Raw genomic sequence first — 15,653 nt, forward strand, 5'->3', positions numbered from 1 at the left:
CGGCTGGTTGGGGGCGAGGGGCATGTATTGCTGTGCTAGAATCATTGGGTTTTTCCGAGGTTGAGGCTTTGTCTCAAATTCGGACAAACATCACTCGCAAACCAGTCCAATCAAGGTGTTGCCAAGAGTTTTTCAAGAATGAAAACTGGCGGTGATGATGGACTGGATTTTAGACCCAACCTTTGGAGTATCTCTATGTCAGTCACTATGCGCGATATGCTGGAAGCCGGCGTCCACTTTGGTCACCAAACTCGCTTCTGGAACCCCAAGATGGCCCCGTTCATCTTCGGTCACCGCAACAAAATTCACATCATCAACTTGGAAAAATCATTGCCGATGTTCCAAGACGCCATCAAGTTCGTCAAGCAGTTGTCTGCGAACCGTGGCACTGTGTTGATGATCGGTACCAAGCGTCAATCACGCGAAATCGTCGCAGCTGAAGCGCAACGTGCTGGCGTGCCTTATGTTGACCAACGTTGGTTGGGCGGCATGTTGACCAACTTCAAAACGGTCAAGACTTCAATCAAGCGTTTGAAAGACATGAAAATCCAGCAAGAAGCTGGTTTGGACGCTTTGTCTAAAAAAGAACAACTGATGTTCAAGCGCGAAATGGAAAAGCTTGAGAAAGACATCGGTGGTATTCAAGATATGGCTGTGTTGCCTGATGCGATTTTCGTGATCGACGTCGGCTACCACAAGATCGCCATCGCTGAAGCCAAGAAATTGGGCATCCCATTGATCGGTGTGGTGGACTCTAACCACTCACCAGAAGGCATCGACTACATCATCCCAGGTAACGACGACTCGTCTAAGGCTGTGACTTTGTACGCTCGCGGTATCGCTGATGCAATCATCGAAGGCCGTGCTAACGCCACCAACGATTTGGTCAAAGCTGTGACTGAAGGTAGCGAAGAGTTTGTTGAAGTCGCTGCTTAATCACGCGGCCCAAACTTGAAAAGGGGCTTGTGAAGCCCCTTTTTCACACCCAATTGTTTTGAACTGATTACGGAGAATTTAAATGGCTGCAATTACCGCAAGCATGGTCGCTGAACTGCGCGCAAAAACCGACGCCCCCATGATGGAGTGCAAAAAAGCTTTGACTGAGGCCGATGGCGACATGGCCAAAGCAGAAGAGTTGTTGCGCGTCAAGCTTGGCAGCAAAGCTGGCAAGGCTTCTAGCCGTGTGACCGCCGAAGGCGTGGTGACTAGTTTCATCAGTGGCAACACTGGCGCTTTGTTGGAAGTGAACTGCGAAACCGACTTCGTGACCAAGAACGACAGCTTCTTGGCATTGGCTCAAGCTGCCGCCAAGTTGGTGGCTGAGCATAACCCAGCTTCCATCGAAGCCTTGGGTGCCTTGGCTTACGAGCAAGACAGCTTCGGTCCAACGCTCGAAGACGTGCGTAAAGGTTTGATCGGCAAGATCGGTGAGAACATGAGCTTCCGCCGCTTCAAGCGTTTTGACGGCGCGCACAAGTTGGCTGCTTACTTGCACGGCACACGCATTGGTGTGTTGGTCGAGTTCGACGGCGACGAAACTGCTGCCAAAGATGTGGCGATGCACGTGGCTGCCATGAAGCCAGTGGCTTTGACCAGCGCTGATGTGCCTGCTGACTTGATCGAAAAAGAGCGTTCAGTCGCTGCTGCTAAGGCTGCTGAGTCTGGCAAGCCTGCCGACATCGTCACCAAGATGGTGGAAGGTTCTGTGCAGAAGTACCTCAAAGAGGTGTCTTTGTTCGACCAAACTTTCGTCAAGAACGACAAGCAAACCGTTGAGCAAATGCTCAAGGCTGCCAACACCAAAGTGGCTTCTTTCACCCTCTACGTGGTGGGTGAAGGCATTGAGAAAAAGGTCGACGACTTTGCAGCCGAAGTGGCCGCTCAAGTCGCTGCCGCCAAGCAAACTGCTTAAAACAAAGGGGGGCTTAGGCTCCCCTTTTGATATCCCCCGTACATCACATTCAACTGCACACATCAAGGAGCCTTTTCATGACCTCACCAAAGCCAGCCTATAAGCGTATTTTGCTCAAGCTGTCGGGGGAGGCCTTGATGGGCGATGATGCGTTCGGTATCAACCGTGCCACTATCGTTCGCATCGTGGACGAGGTAGCTGAAGTCATCCACCTCGGTGTCGAGGTGGCCATCGTCATTGGTGGCGGCAACATCTTCCGCGGTGTTGCAGGTGGCTCTGTGGGTATGGACCGCGCCACTGCTGATTACATGGGTATGTTGGCCACAGTGATGAACTCGCTGGCCTTGGCTGATGCTATGAACAAAACAGGTTTGACCGCGCGTGTCATGTCCGCCATCGCCATTGACCAAGTGGTCGAGCCTTATGTGCGTCCCAAAGCTTTGCAATACCTCGAAGAGGGCAAAGTGGTGGTGTTTGCGGCCGGTACTGGCAACCCCTTCTTCACCACCGACACGGCTGCCGCATTGCGTGGTGCAGAGATTGGTGCTGAGATGGTGCTCAAAGCTACCAAGGTCGACGGTGTGTACACCGCAGACCCCAAGAAGGACCCCAACGCCACGCGTTACACCGAGCTCAGCTTCGATGATGCCATTGGCCAAAACCTCGGCATCATGGACGCCACCGCCTTTGCGCTGTGCCGTGACCAAAAATTGCCAATCAAGGTGTTCTCTATTTTCAAGAACGGTGCGCTCAAGCGCGTCGTCATGGGCGAAGACGAAGGCACTTTGGTGCACGCGTAATTCCCCAGTTTTTCCGACCCTCACACTGCGCTGCCCCAGGAGCTCAACATGACCATCGCTGACATCAAGAAAACCACAGAAACCAAAATGGGCCAATCGATTGCGGCCTTCAGCAACAGCTTGACCAAAATTCGCACAGGCCGTCCCAGTCCTTCGTTGCTAGACACTGTGCAAGTGGATTACTACGGCTCTATGGTGCCGATCAGCCAAGTTGCCAACGTGTCATTGTTAGATGCCCGCACCTTGAGTGTGCAGCCTTGGGAAAAGCCCATGGGCGCCAAGATTGAAAAAGCTATTCGCGACAGCGATTTGGGTTTGAACCCATCTTCTATGGGCGAGCTGATTCGCGTGCCCATGCCTCCGATGTCGGAAGAGCGCCGTAAAGAGTTGACCAAAGTGGTTCGTACCGAAGGCGAAAACGCCAAAGTGGCCGTGCGCAATTTGCGTCGTGATGCCAACGAATCTGTGAAGAAGCTCGTGAAAGACAAACTCGCTTCTGAAGACGACCAAAAACGTGCAGAAGCCGACATCCAAAAGGTAACCGATAGCCACATTGCTGATATTGACAAGCTCATTGCCAGCAAAGAACAAGAAATCATGGCGGTCTAAATCAGATGCTCAAGCAACGCGTCATCACCGCGCTGGTTTTGTTGGCGCTGTTGCTGCCAGCATTGTTGGCAGATACGGCTGAGCCTTTGGCTGGGTTTACGCTCGTTCTGATTGCTGCAGGTGCATGGGAGTGGGGCCGCTTGAACGGTTTCGCCATGCGTGGCTCGTTGCGCGTGGCTGCTGTGTGTGTGACCCTGTGTTTGTACGCCTGGTCTGCACGCTGGGCTTACGATGCGCCTGCCAATGTCTGGATCATCACAGGTGCTGCATGGGTGCTGGTGGCCGCTTGGTTGATTCGCCACGGCGTGGAGCGTTGGGCCAGCATTTCGCGCACCTTGCGTTTGGTGGTAGGCATATTGGCTCTGTGGCTGACCTGGGTGGCCATGTACCAGGCCAAGGTCATGGGCGTGAACTTCTTGTTGTCGGTGCTCTTCCTTGTGTGGATGGCCGATATTGCCGCTTATTTTTCGGGCCGTGCATTTGGCCGCCGCAAATTGGCACCCGCCATCAGCCCTGGCAAAAGCTGGGAAGGTGTGTGGGGTGGCATGGTGGGAGTGCTGATCATGGCTGGTGTTTGGATTTGGGTGGATACCCAGTATGCCGTAGACAGCGCAAGCCTTTACACCCGTTTGTACAGTCGCGGTACACCATTCATGGTGCTGGCTGTTTTGTTTTTGACGATGATGAGTGTGACCGGTGACTTGGTTGAGTCCTTGGTCAAACGCAGTGCAGGTATGAAAGACAGCAGCCAATTGTTGCCAGGGCACGGTGGCGTGCTGGATCGCGTGGATGCATTACTACCCGCCTTGCCATTGGCCATGATGTTGGCGCAATCGGTGTGACTGCGATGCACATCGACGCACGGCCACAACGCATCACGGTGCTCGGCTCCACAGGTTCGATTGGTACCAACACGCTAGACGTTATTGCGCGTCACCCCAAGCGCTTTGAAGTGTTCGCGCTTTCAGGTGCTACTCAAGTTGATTTGATGTTGCGTCAATGTGCATTATTCAAGCCGCGTTTCGCGGTGATGGTGCATGCGGATGCCGCCAAGCAACTCAAAGACAAAATTCAAGCCGAAGGTTTGGCCACCGAAGTGCTCAGCGGCACTGCGGCGTTGGATGACATTTCTGCACATCCAGACGTGGATGCTGTGATGGCTGCTATCGTGGGCGCTGCAGGTTTGTCGCCTTGCTTGGCTGCTGCACGAACAGGCAGGCGTTTGCTCTTAGCGAACAAAGAGGCGTTGGTGGTTGGTGCTGAAGTGTTTTTAGATGCAGTCAAAGTAGGCGGTGCCACACTTCTGCCCATTGACAGCGAGCACTCCGCTATTTTTCAGTCACTGCCAGAGGACGCTTCGACTTGGGATGCGCGTGTTGAAAAAATCATCCTCACCGCATCGGGTGGCCCATTTCGCACACGCGACTTGGCCTCATTGAAAGACGTGACACCTGAGCAAGCCTGCGCGCACCCCAATTGGGTGATGGGTCGCAAAATTTCGGTCGACTCGGCCACCATGATGAACAAAGCGCTGGAGGTGATTGAGGCGCGTTATTTGTTTGGTTTGTCGCCCGAACGTTTAGAGGTGGTGATTCACCCGCAAAGCATCATCCATTCGATGGTGCAGTACCGGGATATGTCGGTGGTGGCTCAGTTGGGTACGCCCGATATGCGTGTGCCCATTGCCTATGGCTTGAGCTGGCCAGAGCGTATGGTTTCTGGTGCGCAAGCTTTGGACTTTCATGCCTTGTCAGCCATGACGTTTGAAGCCTTGGATGACCACGGTCACCCCGAACGTTTTGCCGGCATTCATTTGGCCTGGGAGGCTTTGCGTGGCCCACGTGGCACCACGGCTGTGCTCAATGCGGCCAACGAGATTGCCGTCGCAGCTTTTCTAGACCGTCGCATTCGTTTTGACCAAATCCATGTGGTGAATCAAAACTGCATGGCGCATTTGTCGCCATCTGCACCGCATAGCTTGGACGATCTGTTGGCGCTTGATGCGCAAGCACGGGCTGTGGCTGAGGACGCTGTGCGTCTGTTGGCCAAATAAACCATGACCCTTCTGGCCTTTTTGCTCGCACTCGGTGTGCTCATCACCGTGCACGAGTGGGGGCATTACCGTGTGGCCGTGGCCTGTGGTGTGAAAGTACTCACGTTTTCAATCGGTTTTGGTCAGCCCTTGCTGCGTTGGAAATCTCGCCGCCCACACGCAGGACAAGACACCGAGTTTTGCATCAGCCTCATCCCTTTGGGCGGCTATGTGAAGATGCTCGATGAGAACGAGGCCGAAGTTGCACCGCAAGATGTGGCGATGGCATTTAACAGACAGCCTTTGTGGGCGAGGGCTGCGATTGTGTCGGCAGGCCCGTTGGCCAATTTGTTGTTGGCTGTGTGTTTGTATGCGGCAACTTTTTGGATAGGGCAGCACGAAACACAAGCCACCTTATCTGCGCCTGTGGTTGGTTCAGTTGCAGAAGCAGCAGGCCTGCGCAGCGGCGACACCGTGTTGCGTGCGGGTGAGTCTGCTGATGCTTTGCAAGAGACTGCGTCTCTCGATGCCTTGCGTTGGTGGATGCTTCAGCAAGACACGGCACCGGTGTATTTGGAAGTGCAGCCGCTCGGCAAGCAAACACCGCATGTGTTGCATTTGCCTGAATTGTCAGCTGACGCAATTTCAAAAGACAGCAATGCTTGGCAAGCGCGTGGTTTCACTGGTGCGTGGAGTCGTGCTGTATTGGGTGAAGTCCAAAAAGAACTGCCTGCGCATAAAGCGAGTTTGCAGCGCGGTGATGAGGTGCTACGCATCGATGGCCGTGTGGTGAGCGATGCCAGTGCCTTGCGTGCGATGGTGCGTGCCAGCGGTCAGCACCAATTACCAGCGCTTCAAATTTGGGACGTGTCACGCGATGGACATGTGCTTCAATTCGAAGTCACGCCAGAACAAACGGTTGAAGGTGATCATTTCATTGGGCGCATAGGCGCTCAGGTGGGAGAGCCTCCGCGCAAGGTGTGGGTTCAATACGGCGCTTTCGATGGGCTATCTAAAGCCATCAGCAAAACATGGGAGGTCATGGTCATGACCCTGGACATGTTGGGTCGTTTACTCACGGGACATGCGTCGCTTGATAACCTGAGTGGCCCGCTCACCATGGCGGACTACGCGGGGCGTTCTGCAAGTCTTGGGCTAGGGGCTTATCTCAGCTATTTGGCGTTGGTCAGCATCAGCCTTGGTGTGTTCAACCTGCTGCCTTTACCGGTCCTCGATGGCGGGCACCTGTTGTATTATCTTTACGAGGCCTGCACAGGTCATCCTCCTTCGTCTCAATGGCTGGACGTCATGCAGCGCGCGGGTTTGGCGGTACTTGTGGCACTGATGGTTTTTTCTATTTTTAACGACGTGGTTCGCCTAGGTTGGCTTCCTTGAGTCTCTCCATACATCCCATGACTATGCAACTTTCTTTATTTCGTCGCACCACACTGGCCCAAACGGCAGCATTCATTGCGGGCACCGTGATGGCACTCCATGCGCTGGCGGCTGACCCCTTCAATGTGCGCGACATTCGTGTGGAAGGTTTGCAGCGTGTGGAGCCTGGCACCGTGTTTGCCTCGATTCCCTTCCGTGTGGGTGACGACTACACCGACGACAAAGGTGCAGCAGCGATTCGCAGCCTGTTTGCCTTAGGCCTGTTCAAGGATGTACGCATTGAAGTCAATGGCGATGTGTTGGTGCTGATCGTCGAAGAGCGTCCCAATATTGCTGCGGTTGAATTCATTGGTACCAAAGAGTTTGACAAAGATACTTTGAAGAAAGCGCTCAAAGATATTGGTTTGGCCGAAGGTCGTCCCTTCGACAAAGCTTTGGCTGACCGTGCTGAGCAGGAGCTCAAGCGCCAATATGTCAACCGCAGTTTGTATGGTGCTGAAATCATCACCACGATCACCCCAGCTGAGCGCAACCGTGTGAACCTCTCTTTCACGGTGGTTGAAGGCGATTTGGCCAAAATCAAAGAAATGCGTGTAGTGGGTGCCAAGGCGTTTGACGAGTCCAAACTCTTGGACCAGTTCGATCAAGGCACGGGTAACTGGTTGAGCTGGTACACAAAGTCAGACCGTTACTCCCGCACCAAGCTCAATGCCGACTTGGAAACTTTGCGTGCTTGGTATCTGGCCCGTGGTTACTTGGAGTTTCGCATTGACTCAACCCAAGTGGCGATCTCTCCAAATAAGCAAGACATCAGCATCACCATCAACGTGACTGAAGGTGATCGTTTTGTCGTGTCTGAAGTGGCGATGGAAGGCTACTATCTCGGTAAAGATGATGAATTCAAATCGCTGGTGGAAATCAAGGCAGGGCAAGCCTATAACGCCGATGACGTGGCCAAAACCACCAAGGCATTCAACGAATACTTCGGTAACTTCGGTTTTGCATTCGCACGCACGGATGTGCGTCCAGAGATTGACCGCGCCACCAACCGCGTGAAATTGGTGCTTGTTGCTGATCCTGCGCGTCGTGCCTATGTACGCCGAATCAACATCGTGGGTAACAACCGCACGCGCGATCAAATCGTGCGTCGTGAATTCCGCCAAACAGAATCATCTTGGTATGACGGCGAAAAAATTCGTTTATCGCGTGACCGTGTGAACCGTTTGGGCTATTTCAAAGATGTTGATATTGATACGCAGGAAGTCCCATCATCCCAAGATCAGATCGATTTGAACGTGAACGTTGTCGAGAAGCCAACTGGCATGCTGACTTTGGGGGCTGGTTTCTCCAGCGCTGAAAAAGTGACGCTGTCTTTTGGTATCCAGCAAGACAACGTGTTCGGTTCTGGACATAATTTAGGTTTGCAAGTTAGTACCAGCAAGTACAACCAGTATTACGTGCTGAACACCACGGATCCGTATTTCACAGAGGATGGTGTCTCACGTACGTTTGAGCTGTACCACCGCGCGAGCAAGCCGTATGTGGAGCAGGGTGGTAACTACCGCATGGTCACCTCCGGTTTAGGTTTACGGTTTGGAATTCCTTTCAGCGAACTCGATCGTGTGTTTGTGGGAATTGCCGCTGAGCGAACTGAGCTTGTGCAGGGAACGAATATGCCAGCCGAATACGCGAAGCTGTGTACACAGTTTGGCTGTAAAGCTCAAAATATTCCTGTTACTGCAGGTTGGGCCAGAGATAGTCGTGACAGTTATTTGAATCCTAACAATGGAAAATTTGTTCGTCTGAATACTGAGCTCGGCGCCATCGGCGATGCCCGATATGCCAAGCTTGGAGGGCAATATCAGCAGTATTTCCCCATTACCAAGCAATACACTTTTGCATTCAATGCCGATCTGGGTTTAGGCAAGGGCCTTAACGGTCAGTCCTTGCCGTTCTATAAAAATTATTACTCTGGTGGTTTAGGCTCTGTGCGTGGTTTTGAGCAAGGGACTTTAGGTCCTCGCGATATGTTTAACGGACTCGTTATTGGCGGTGCAAAAAAATTCACTTTGAACACTGAATTTTTAATGCCGTTCCCAGGCGCTGGTAATGACCGTACTCTGCGCCTTTATGGCTTCTATGACATGGGTAACGTGTATGGTGAAGAGTCAAAGGTTGATTTAAAGCTGCTGCGTAGTTCTTACGGCGTAGGTCTGAGTTGGGTCTCTCCTATGGGCCCGTTACGCTTCGCTTGGGCTCGTCCCGTGCGCGCATTCTCAGGCGATAGAATCCAACAATTGCAATTCCAAATCGGGACATCCTTCTGATGAACATGTTTACTCGTCAAATTTCCTTAGCTGTTGTGTTGGGCTTGGCTGCGTTGTGTGCGCAAGCGGAAGAGATCCGTATTGGCTTTATCAACACCGACCGTATTTTCAAAGAAGCCAACACGGCCAAGCAAGCGCAAGCCAAGTTGGAGCAAGAGTTTTCTAAGCGTGAAAAGGATCTCGAGGGTTCTGGCAATGCATTGAAAACAGCAGTTGAAAAATTCGAACGTGAAGCGCCTACGTTGTCAGAGTCTCAACGTGTCTCGCGCCAAAAACAATTGGGCGAACAAGACCGCGACTTTCAACGCAAGCGCCGTGAGTTTCAAGAAGAACTCAACGCACGCAAGAACGAAGAGTTTCAACAGGTGCTTGAGCGCGCCAACCGCGTGATCAAACAAGTGGCTGAAGCTGAAAAATATGACCTGGTGTTGCAGGAAGCTGTCTACATCAACCCTAAGCACGACATCACTGACAAAGTGCTCAAGGTCATCAACGCCGCTAAATAATCTGCCGTGGCACTGAGTCTCGGCCAGATCGTTGAAAGTTTGGGTGGTCGCCTCGTTGGTGACTCCCAACACATCATCCAAAAACTCGCGCCGCTTGACACCGCTCAAGTTGACGCGCTGAGTTTTTTAAGCAACCCCAAATACCAGTCGCAACTATCCACAACGCAGGCGGGTTGCGTCATTGTGTCGCCTGCAGTCGCCGAGACTGCCAAGGTCAGTATGGCCTTGATCGTGGCAGATAACCCATACCATTACTTTGCACGTTTGACCCAGCTGTGGCGTCAACACACGCGTGTTACAGATGGACCCTTAATTCACCCCAGTGCGGTGATTCACCCGCAAGCTCACATCGATGTCACTGCGCGTATCGGTCCATTGTGTGTGGTCGAACGCGGTGTACACATCGGCGCAAATACATGGCTGAAATCTGGCATCACTGTGGGTGAGGATTGCCGCATTGGTGAGCGTTGCATCGTGCACGCGGGCGTCGTCATTGGTGCTGATGGTTTTGGCTTCGCGCTGTTTGAAGGCCGCTGGGAAAAGATAGAGCAACTTGGTGCTGTTCGCATCGGTAACGATGTGGAAATCGGGGCAAACACTTGCATAGACCGTGGCGCGTTAGATGACACCATCATTGAAGATGGCGTCAAGCTCGACAACTTGGTCCAAATCGGGCACAACGTCCACGTGGGTGCGAACACAGCCATGGCTGGTTGCGCAGGTGTGGCTGGCAGTGCACGTATTGGTGCCAACTGCACAGTCGGTGGCGGCGCAATTGTGTTGGGCCATTTAGAGCTTGCAGACGGGGTACATATTTCTGCCGCGTCTGTCGTGATGCGCTCGATCCGTCAGCCTGGTCAATACAGCGGTGTGTTCCCAATCGACGACAATGCATCGTGGGAGAAAAACGCCGCCACGCTGCGCCAATTGCATCGCTTGCGCGACCGTATCAAATCTCTTGAATCCGTTTTAGAAAGTCAAAAAAAATGAGCATGGACATTCACCAAATCTTGAAGCAGTTGCCACACCGTTATCCATTCTTGTTGGTGGACCGCGTAATGGAAATTGAAAAAGGCAAAAGCATCAAGGCCCTCAAGAATGTGACGATGAACGAGCCATTTTTTGGTGGTCATTTTCCGCATCACCCAGTGATGCCGGGCGTGTTGATTCTGGAAGCCTTGGCGCAAGCTGCTGCCTTGTTGGCATTCGATACCTTGGGCGCTGCGCCCGATGACAAGACCGTGTATTACTTTGCTGGCATTGATGGTGCACGTTTCAAGCGCCCCGTTGAGCCCGGTGATCAGCTTATTTTGGAAGTGGAGTTAGACCGCATGAAGGCCGGTATCTTCAAATTCAAGGCACGTGCCAAAGTGGGCGATGTCGTGGCGACGGAAGCCGATTTGATGTGCACCATGCGTTCTATTGCCTGACGATGAGCCTCATTCACGCCACCGCTATTGTTGACCCCAAAGCCGAGCTCGACAGCTCGGTGCAGGTGGGGCCTTACACCATCATCGGGCCCAATGTGCGCATTGGTGCAGGTACGACCGTGGGGCCGCATTGCGTGATCGAAGGTCACACCACGATTGGCAACGACAACCGCATTTTTCAGTTCAATTCTTTGGGCGCGATTCCGCAAGACAAGAAGTACGCAGGCGAGCCTTGTGAGTTGATCATCGGCGACCGCAACACCATTCGTGAGTTTTGTACGTTCAACATTGGCTCACCCGGCGATGCTGGCATCACCAAAGTGGGCAATGACAACTGGATCATGGCTTATGTGCATTTAGCGCATGACTGCATCGTAGGTAACCACACCATCTTCGCCAACAGCGCGCAGTTGGCAGGCCATGTGCATGTGGGTGACTGGGTGATCTTGGGTGGCTTTACCGTGGTGCATCAGTTTGTTCGTATTGGCGCGCACAGCTTCTCAGCTATGCATTCGCTCTTGTTTGCCGATGTGCCTCCGTTTGTGATGTGCCAAGGCCAACCTGCCGAGCCGCGCTCGATGAACTTTGAAGGCCTGCGCCGTCGCGGCTTTTCTCCTGAGCGCATCAGCGCTGTGAAGGCCATGCACAAAGCCTTGTACCGCGACGACTTGACCTTGGATCAAGCCAAAGTGCGCATCGCCGCTTTGACCCAAGAAAAACCAGAAGCCGCACCCGATGTGGCCATGATGCTGGACTTCTTGAATCACACCTCGCCGCAACGCGGCATCATTCGCTAAATCGGATGGCCGAGGCCCTGTCTTTCTCGCTCGTCGCAGGCGAGGCCTCGGGCGATTTGCTCGCCGGCCTGTTGCTAGGTGGTATGCGCGAGAAATGGCCCGACATGCACAGCGCCGGCATTGGTGGCCCACGGATGGCAGCTCAAGGTTTTGAGCCTTGGTGGCCTTACGAAAAACTCGCCGTGCGTGGCTATGTGGAAGTGCTGCGCCACTACCGAGAAATCGTGGGCATTCGGAATCAATTACGTGAACGCTTGTTGGCCCATCCACCCAGCGCTTTCATTGGTGTGGATGCGCCAGACTTTAATCTCGATTTAGAACGCGATCTCAAAGCCCAAGGCATTCCCACGATTCACTTTGTGTGCCCATCCATTTGGGCGTGGCGCGCAGACCGTGTCGAGAAGATCCGCCAAAGCGTGGACCACGTGTTGTGCATCTTCCCGTTCGAAACCGATTTGCTAGCGCAGCATGGCATCGACGCTACGTATGTGGGCCATCCTTTAGCCAAAAACATTCCCGACGTGCCTGACCGCGCTGCCGCGCGCACAGCGCTTGGATTGCCGCAAGACGCCACGGTGATTGCTTTGCTGCCTGGCAGCCGCAGTTCTGAAATTCAGTATTTGGCGCATCGCTTTTTGCAGGCCGCACAACGCATGGCTAAGTTGCAGCCGGGCATTCACTTCGTCTTGCCCGCTATGCCTGCTTTGCGTTCGCGTATTGAAGCTATTGCAAAAGAAGTAGGGGAAGTGCCCAACCTCTTGGTGCTCAACGGCCAATCACACGCGGCGCTAGCCGCTTGCGATGTCACGCTCATTGCCAGTGGCACAGCTACCTTAGAGGCTGCGCTGTTCAAACGCCCCATGGTGATTGCCTACAACATGAACTGGCTCAGCTGGCAAATCATGCGCCGTAAAAAGTTGCAACCATGGGTGGGCTTGCCCAACATCTTGTGCCAAGACTTTGTGGTGCCCGAGTTGCTTCAAGACGCAGCCACACCTGATGCTTTGGCGCATGAAATATTGCAATGGCTGAACAACCCTGCGGCTTCTGCCGCAGTTCAACAACGCTTTGCGACGCTGCACGACACGCTGCGCCGCGATACCCCCGCACTGGCGGCTTATGCGATCGAAAAAGTTCTTGCGCGCTGAACAAGTAGCGCTCATTTGGGATGCCCCAGGCTTGATTGCTGGGGTGGATGAAGCGGGCCGTGGTCCGCTGGCGGGGCCTGTAGTGGCCGCTGCCGTGATCTTGGATGACTTGAACCCCATTGCGGGCTTGGCCGACTCCAAAAAACTGACCGCCTTGAAGCGCGAGCGTTTGTATGACGAGATTCGCGCCAAGGCTTTGTGCTGTTCCATCGCCGAAGCGACCGTAGAAGAGATTGACGAGCTCAACATCTTGCAAGCCACGATGCTCGCGATGCGTCGTGCCGTAGAAGGTTTACGCCTCAAGCCCACCAAGGTGCTGGTCGATGGCAACCGCTTGCCCGTGCTCGATGTGTTGGCCGAAGCCATCGTCAAAGGCGATAGCAAGGTGCAAGCCATTTCTGCGGCGTCTATCTTGGCCAAAGTTCATCGTGACCGCTGGTGTCAAGAACTGCATGTGCAGTATCCGCAGTACGGTTTTGATGGCCACAAAGGTTATGGCACAGCGGCGCACTTGCAAGCCCTCAAGGAACACGGTGCTACGCCTTGGCACCGTAAATCGTTTTCTCCTGTGGCCGAGGTTTTGAAATGAACTTGATCACCTCGCGTGACAACCCCTTGGTCAAAGACCTGCGCCGCTTGTCGCAAGACAGCACGGCCTACCGCAAACTTGGTCGTGTGTGGCTAGAGGGCGATCACCTCTGCCGTGCTGCGCTAACGCGTGGCGTGAAGCCTGAGCATGCGGTATTTGCTGAATCTTTGTGGGCCACTGCACCGCGTGAGTGGACGCAAGCGGCCGAGCGCAACACCGTGCTGCCGGATGCTCTGTTTGCCGAAATCAGCAGCTTAGAGTCACCCGCCAAGATGGGTTTTATCTTGGCGGCACCCAGTGCCCTAGACATCCAAGCCAAAATCCCAACGGTGGTGCTTGACCGTGTGCAAGATGCGGGTAACGTGGGCTCTATTCTTCGAAGTGCTTCGGCCTTTGGCTTCAAGCAGGTGCTGGCCATCAAAGGCTCGGCCGCTTTGTGGTCACCCAAAGTTTTGCGTGCCGGTATGGGCGCGCATTTCGGTTTGCATTTGGTCGAAGGCCTGAGCGCCGACGATTTGAATGCCTTAAATATGCCTTGGGTCGCCACCAGCTCGCACCAAGGCCCGTTTTTGCACACCTTGCTGGCTCAGGCCAAGCTGCCCATGCCTTGCGCATGGCTCATGGGGCATGAAGGGCAGGGCGTGTCTGCCGCTTTGGCGGATCGCGCCGCCGTGCATGTGCGCATTGCCCAGCCGGGCGGGGAAGAGTCACTCAACGTAGCCTCGGCTGCTGCTATTTGCTTACACGCCAGCGCCACCTGTCATTTGCCTTAATTCGCCTACTTTGATTCGGGAAAACCAGTGCCTCGGATATAATGAGAGGCTTTCCCGCATCAACCTGTACGCCCCAGCTCAAACCTAGGCAAATTCCTCGAACAAAGCAGCCAAAGAGACACGTTCTCTTGTGAGCGCTGAGGCGTACCCGAACTATTCCGGAGAACCCAGTGCTTTTGTCTCTTCAGGGAACCTTCCCGCCCGCCATCTTGGCGCTCGCAGACGGCACGGTCTTTATCGGCAACTCGATTGGAGCCACCGGCTCCACAGTCGGCGAAGTGGTGTTTAACACCTCACTCACCGGCTACCAGGAAATCCTCACTGACCCCAGCTACTGCCAGCAGATCGTCACTTTGACGTACCCGCACATCGGTAACTACGGCGTCAACGTGGAAGACATCGAAGCTGACAAAGTCCATGCCGCTGGCTTGATCATCAAAGACTTGCCTTTGGTCGCAAGCAACTTCCGCTCTAGCCAAACCTTGTCGGCCTATTTGGTTGATGCAGGTACAGTGGCCATTGCCAACATCGACACACGTCAACTCACACGCATCTTGCGCACCAAGGGCGCACAAAACGGCGCGATCGTGGGCTTGGCCAAAGGCCAAGAAGTCACACAAAGCTTGATCGACCAAGCGGTGGCAGCCGCCAAAGGTGCGCCCAACATGGCTGGCCTCGATTTGGCGCAAAAAGTCACCGTATCCAAGTCGTATGAGTGGATGCAAACCGAGTGGACATTGGGCGAAGGCTACGGCAACTTGACCGCTCCTAAGTTCCATGTGGTCGCGTATGACTTCGGCGTCAAGAAAAACATCTTGCGCATGTTGGCCGAGCGCGGTTGCAAAGTGACCGTGGTCCCTGCCAAGACGCCAGCCGCTGACGTGCTCAAGCACAACCCCGATGGCATCTTCTTGTCCAACGGCCCTGGCGACCCTCAGCCTTGTGACTACGCGATTGCTGCGGCTGCTGAGTTGATCGAAACCGGCATTCCCACATTTGGCATTTGCTTGGGTCACCAAATCATGGCTTTGGCCAGTGGCGCGAAAACTTTCAAGATGAAGTTTGGCCACCATGGCGCGAACCATCCTGTGAAAGACCTCGACTCAGGTCGTGTGTCCATCACAAGCCAAAACCACGGTTTTGCAGTGGATGAAAAATCATTGCCCGCCAACTTGCGTGCTACCCATGTGTCTTTGTTTGACGGCACTTTGCAGGGCTTGGCCCGCACCGACAAGCCCGCGTTTTGCTTTCAAGGTCACCCTGAAGCATCGCCCGGACCGCACGACATTGCTTACCTCTTTGACCGCTTCATCAAACTGATGGAGGCGAAATAAT

The 15,653-nt window shown here is 53.9% G+C and carries 16 protein-coding genes; all 16 read left to right on the top strand.

All coding sequences use genetic code 11. The features are described from left to right. Nucleotides 1-195: 195 nt before the first annotated feature. The 16 genes from rpsB to carA all read left to right on the top strand — a co-directional run bounded on the left by rpsB (nt 196) and on the right by carA (nt 15,652). Nucleotides 196-936, top strand: a complete 741-nt coding sequence (rpsB, locus tag C5F52_RS21005; RefSeq protein ID WP_104800306.1) for a 30S ribosomal protein S2 — start codon at nt 196-198, stop codon at nt 934-936. An 82-nt stretch (nt 937-1,018) separates the two neighbouring features. Further along, a complete protein-coding gene (gene tsf, locus C5F52_RS21010; protein WP_104800307.1) occupies nt 1,019-1,912 on the top strand; it encodes a translation elongation factor Ts in 894 nt (297 codons plus the stop codon). Between the two features lie 77 nt (nt 1,913-1,989). After that, the gene (gene pyrH, locus C5F52_RS21015) at nt 1,990-2,712 is read left to right on the top strand and encodes a UMP kinase (protein WP_104800308.1); all 723 of its coding nucleotides are present in this window, start codon (nt 1,990-1,992) and stop codon (nt 2,710-2,712) included. Between the two features lie 48 nt (nt 2,713-2,760). Next, on the top strand, nt 2,761-3,321 hold the full coding sequence (frr, locus tag C5F52_RS21020; protein WP_104800309.1) for a ribosome recycling factor: 561 nt from the start codon (nt 2,761-2,763) through the stop codon (nt 3,319-3,321). A gap of 5 nt (nt 3,322-3,326) precedes the next feature. Beyond that, complete coding sequence (locus C5F52_RS21025; RefSeq protein ID WP_104800310.1) at nt 3,327-4,163, top strand: phosphatidate cytidylyltransferase; 837 nt, start codon at nt 3,327-3,329, stop codon at nt 4,161-4,163. A 5-nt stretch (nt 4,164-4,168) separates the two neighbouring features. Further along, the gene (gene ispC / locus C5F52_RS21030; RefSeq protein WP_104800311.1) at nt 4,169-5,374 is read left to right on the top strand and encodes a 1-deoxy-D-xylulose-5-phosphate reductoisomerase; all 1,206 of its coding nucleotides are present in this window, start codon (nt 4,169-4,171) and stop codon (nt 5,372-5,374) included. 3 nt (nt 5,375-5,377) lie between these two features. After that, complete coding sequence (gene rseP, locus C5F52_RS21035; protein ID WP_104800312.1) at nt 5,378-6,748, top strand: RIP metalloprotease RseP; 1,371 nt, start codon at nt 5,378-5,380, stop codon at nt 6,746-6,748. A 17-nt stretch (nt 6,749-6,765) separates the two neighbouring features. Beyond that, a complete protein-coding gene (gene bamA, locus C5F52_RS21040) occupies nt 6,766-9,075 on the top strand; it encodes an outer membrane protein assembly factor BamA (protein WP_369953644.1) in 2,310 nt (769 codons plus the stop codon). Then, nucleotides 9,075-9,581 (top strand): OmpH family outer membrane protein, encoded by a 507-nt coding sequence (locus C5F52_RS21045; protein ID WP_104800314.1) that lies wholly within the window; start codon nt 9,075-9,077, stop codon nt 9,579-9,581. The genes bamA and C5F52_RS21045 overlap by 1 nt, the downstream gene beginning before the upstream one ends. A gap of 6 nt (nt 9,582-9,587) precedes the next feature. Beyond that, nucleotides 9,588-10,571: a UDP-3-O-(3-hydroxymyristoyl)glucosamine N-acyltransferase gene (lpxD, locus tag C5F52_RS21050; RefSeq protein ID WP_104800315.1), complete on the top strand. Its 984-nt coding sequence runs from the start codon at nt 9,588-9,590 to the stop codon at nt 10,569-10,571. Nucleotides 10,572-10,573: 2 nt separating this feature from the next. Beyond that, on the top strand, nt 10,574-11,011 hold the full coding sequence (gene fabZ / locus C5F52_RS21055; protein ID WP_104800386.1) for a 3-hydroxyacyl-ACP dehydratase FabZ: 438 nt from the start codon (nt 10,574-10,576) through the stop codon (nt 11,009-11,011). A 2-nt stretch (nt 11,012-11,013) separates the two neighbouring features. Beyond that, a complete protein-coding gene (gene lpxA / locus C5F52_RS21060) occupies nt 11,014-11,808 on the top strand; it encodes an acyl-ACP--UDP-N-acetylglucosamine O-acyltransferase (RefSeq protein WP_104800316.1) in 795 nt (264 codons plus the stop codon). 5 nt (nt 11,809-11,813) lie between these two features. Then, entirely contained in the window at nt 11,814-12,956 is a 1,143-nt protein-coding gene (gene lpxB / locus C5F52_RS21065) for a lipid-A-disaccharide synthase (protein ID WP_104800317.1), read from the top strand. After that, nucleotides 12,928-13,545 (top strand): ribonuclease HII, encoded by a 618-nt coding sequence (gene rnhB, locus C5F52_RS21070; RefSeq protein WP_104800318.1) that lies wholly within the window; start codon nt 12,928-12,930, stop codon nt 13,543-13,545. Before lpxB ends, rnhB begins: the two co-directional genes overlap by 29 nt. Next, a complete protein-coding gene (locus C5F52_RS21075) occupies nt 13,542-14,318 on the top strand; it encodes an RNA methyltransferase (RefSeq protein WP_104800319.1) in 777 nt (258 codons plus the stop codon). Before rnhB ends, C5F52_RS21075 begins: the two co-directional genes overlap by 4 nt. A gap of 170 nt (nt 14,319-14,488) precedes the next feature. After that, the gene (gene carA, locus C5F52_RS21080; protein ID WP_201747066.1) at nt 14,489-15,652 is read left to right on the top strand and encodes a glutamine-hydrolyzing carbamoyl-phosphate synthase small subunit; all 1,164 of its coding nucleotides are present in this window, start codon (nt 14,489-14,491) and stop codon (nt 15,650-15,652) included. Nucleotide 15,653: the final 1 nt, after the last annotated feature.

The organism is Limnohabitans sp. TS-CS-82 (assembly GCF_002943475.1).

Coding starts and splice junctions, on each gene's coding strand:
- rpsB (WP_104800306.1), top strand. CDS start 196: ATGTCAGTCACTATGCGCGATATGCTGGAAGCCGGCGTCCACTTTGGT.
- tsf (WP_104800307.1), top strand. CDS start 1,019: ATGGCTGCAATTACCGCAAGCATGGTCGCTGAACTGCGCGCAAAAACC.
- pyrH (WP_104800308.1), top strand. CDS start 1,990: ATGACCTCACCAAAGCCAGCCTATAAGCGTATTTTGCTCAAGCTGTCG.
- frr (WP_104800309.1), top strand. CDS start 2,761: ATGACCATCGCTGACATCAAGAAAACCACAGAAACCAAAATGGGCCAA.
- C5F52_RS21025 (WP_104800310.1), top strand. CDS start 3,327: ATGCTCAAGCAACGCGTCATCACCGCGCTGGTTTTGTTGGCGCTGTTG.
- ispC (WP_104800311.1), top strand. CDS start 4,169: ATGCACATCGACGCACGGCCACAACGCATCACGGTGCTCGGCTCCACA.
- rseP (WP_104800312.1), top strand. CDS start 5,378: ATGACCCTTCTGGCCTTTTTGCTCGCACTCGGTGTGCTCATCACCGTG.
- bamA (WP_369953644.1), top strand. CDS start 6,766: ATGACTATGCAACTTTCTTTATTTCGTCGCACCACACTGGCCCAAACG.
- C5F52_RS21045 (WP_104800314.1), top strand. CDS start 9,075: ATGAACATGTTTACTCGTCAAATTTCCTTAGCTGTTGTGTTGGGCTTG.
- fabZ (WP_104800386.1), top strand. CDS start 10,574: ATGGACATTCACCAAATCTTGAAGCAGTTGCCACACCGTTATCCATTC.
- lpxA (WP_104800316.1), top strand. CDS start 11,014: ATGAGCCTCATTCACGCCACCGCTATTGTTGACCCCAAAGCCGAGCTC.
- lpxB (WP_104800317.1), top strand. CDS start 11,814: ATGGCCGAGGCCCTGTCTTTCTCGCTCGTCGCAGGCGAGGCCTCGGGC.
- rnhB (WP_104800318.1), top strand. CDS start 12,928: ATGCGATCGAAAAAGTTCTTGCGCGCTGAACAAGTAGCGCTCATTTGG.
- C5F52_RS21075 (WP_104800319.1), top strand. CDS start 13,542: ATGAACTTGATCACCTCGCGTGACAACCCCTTGGTCAAAGACCTGCGC.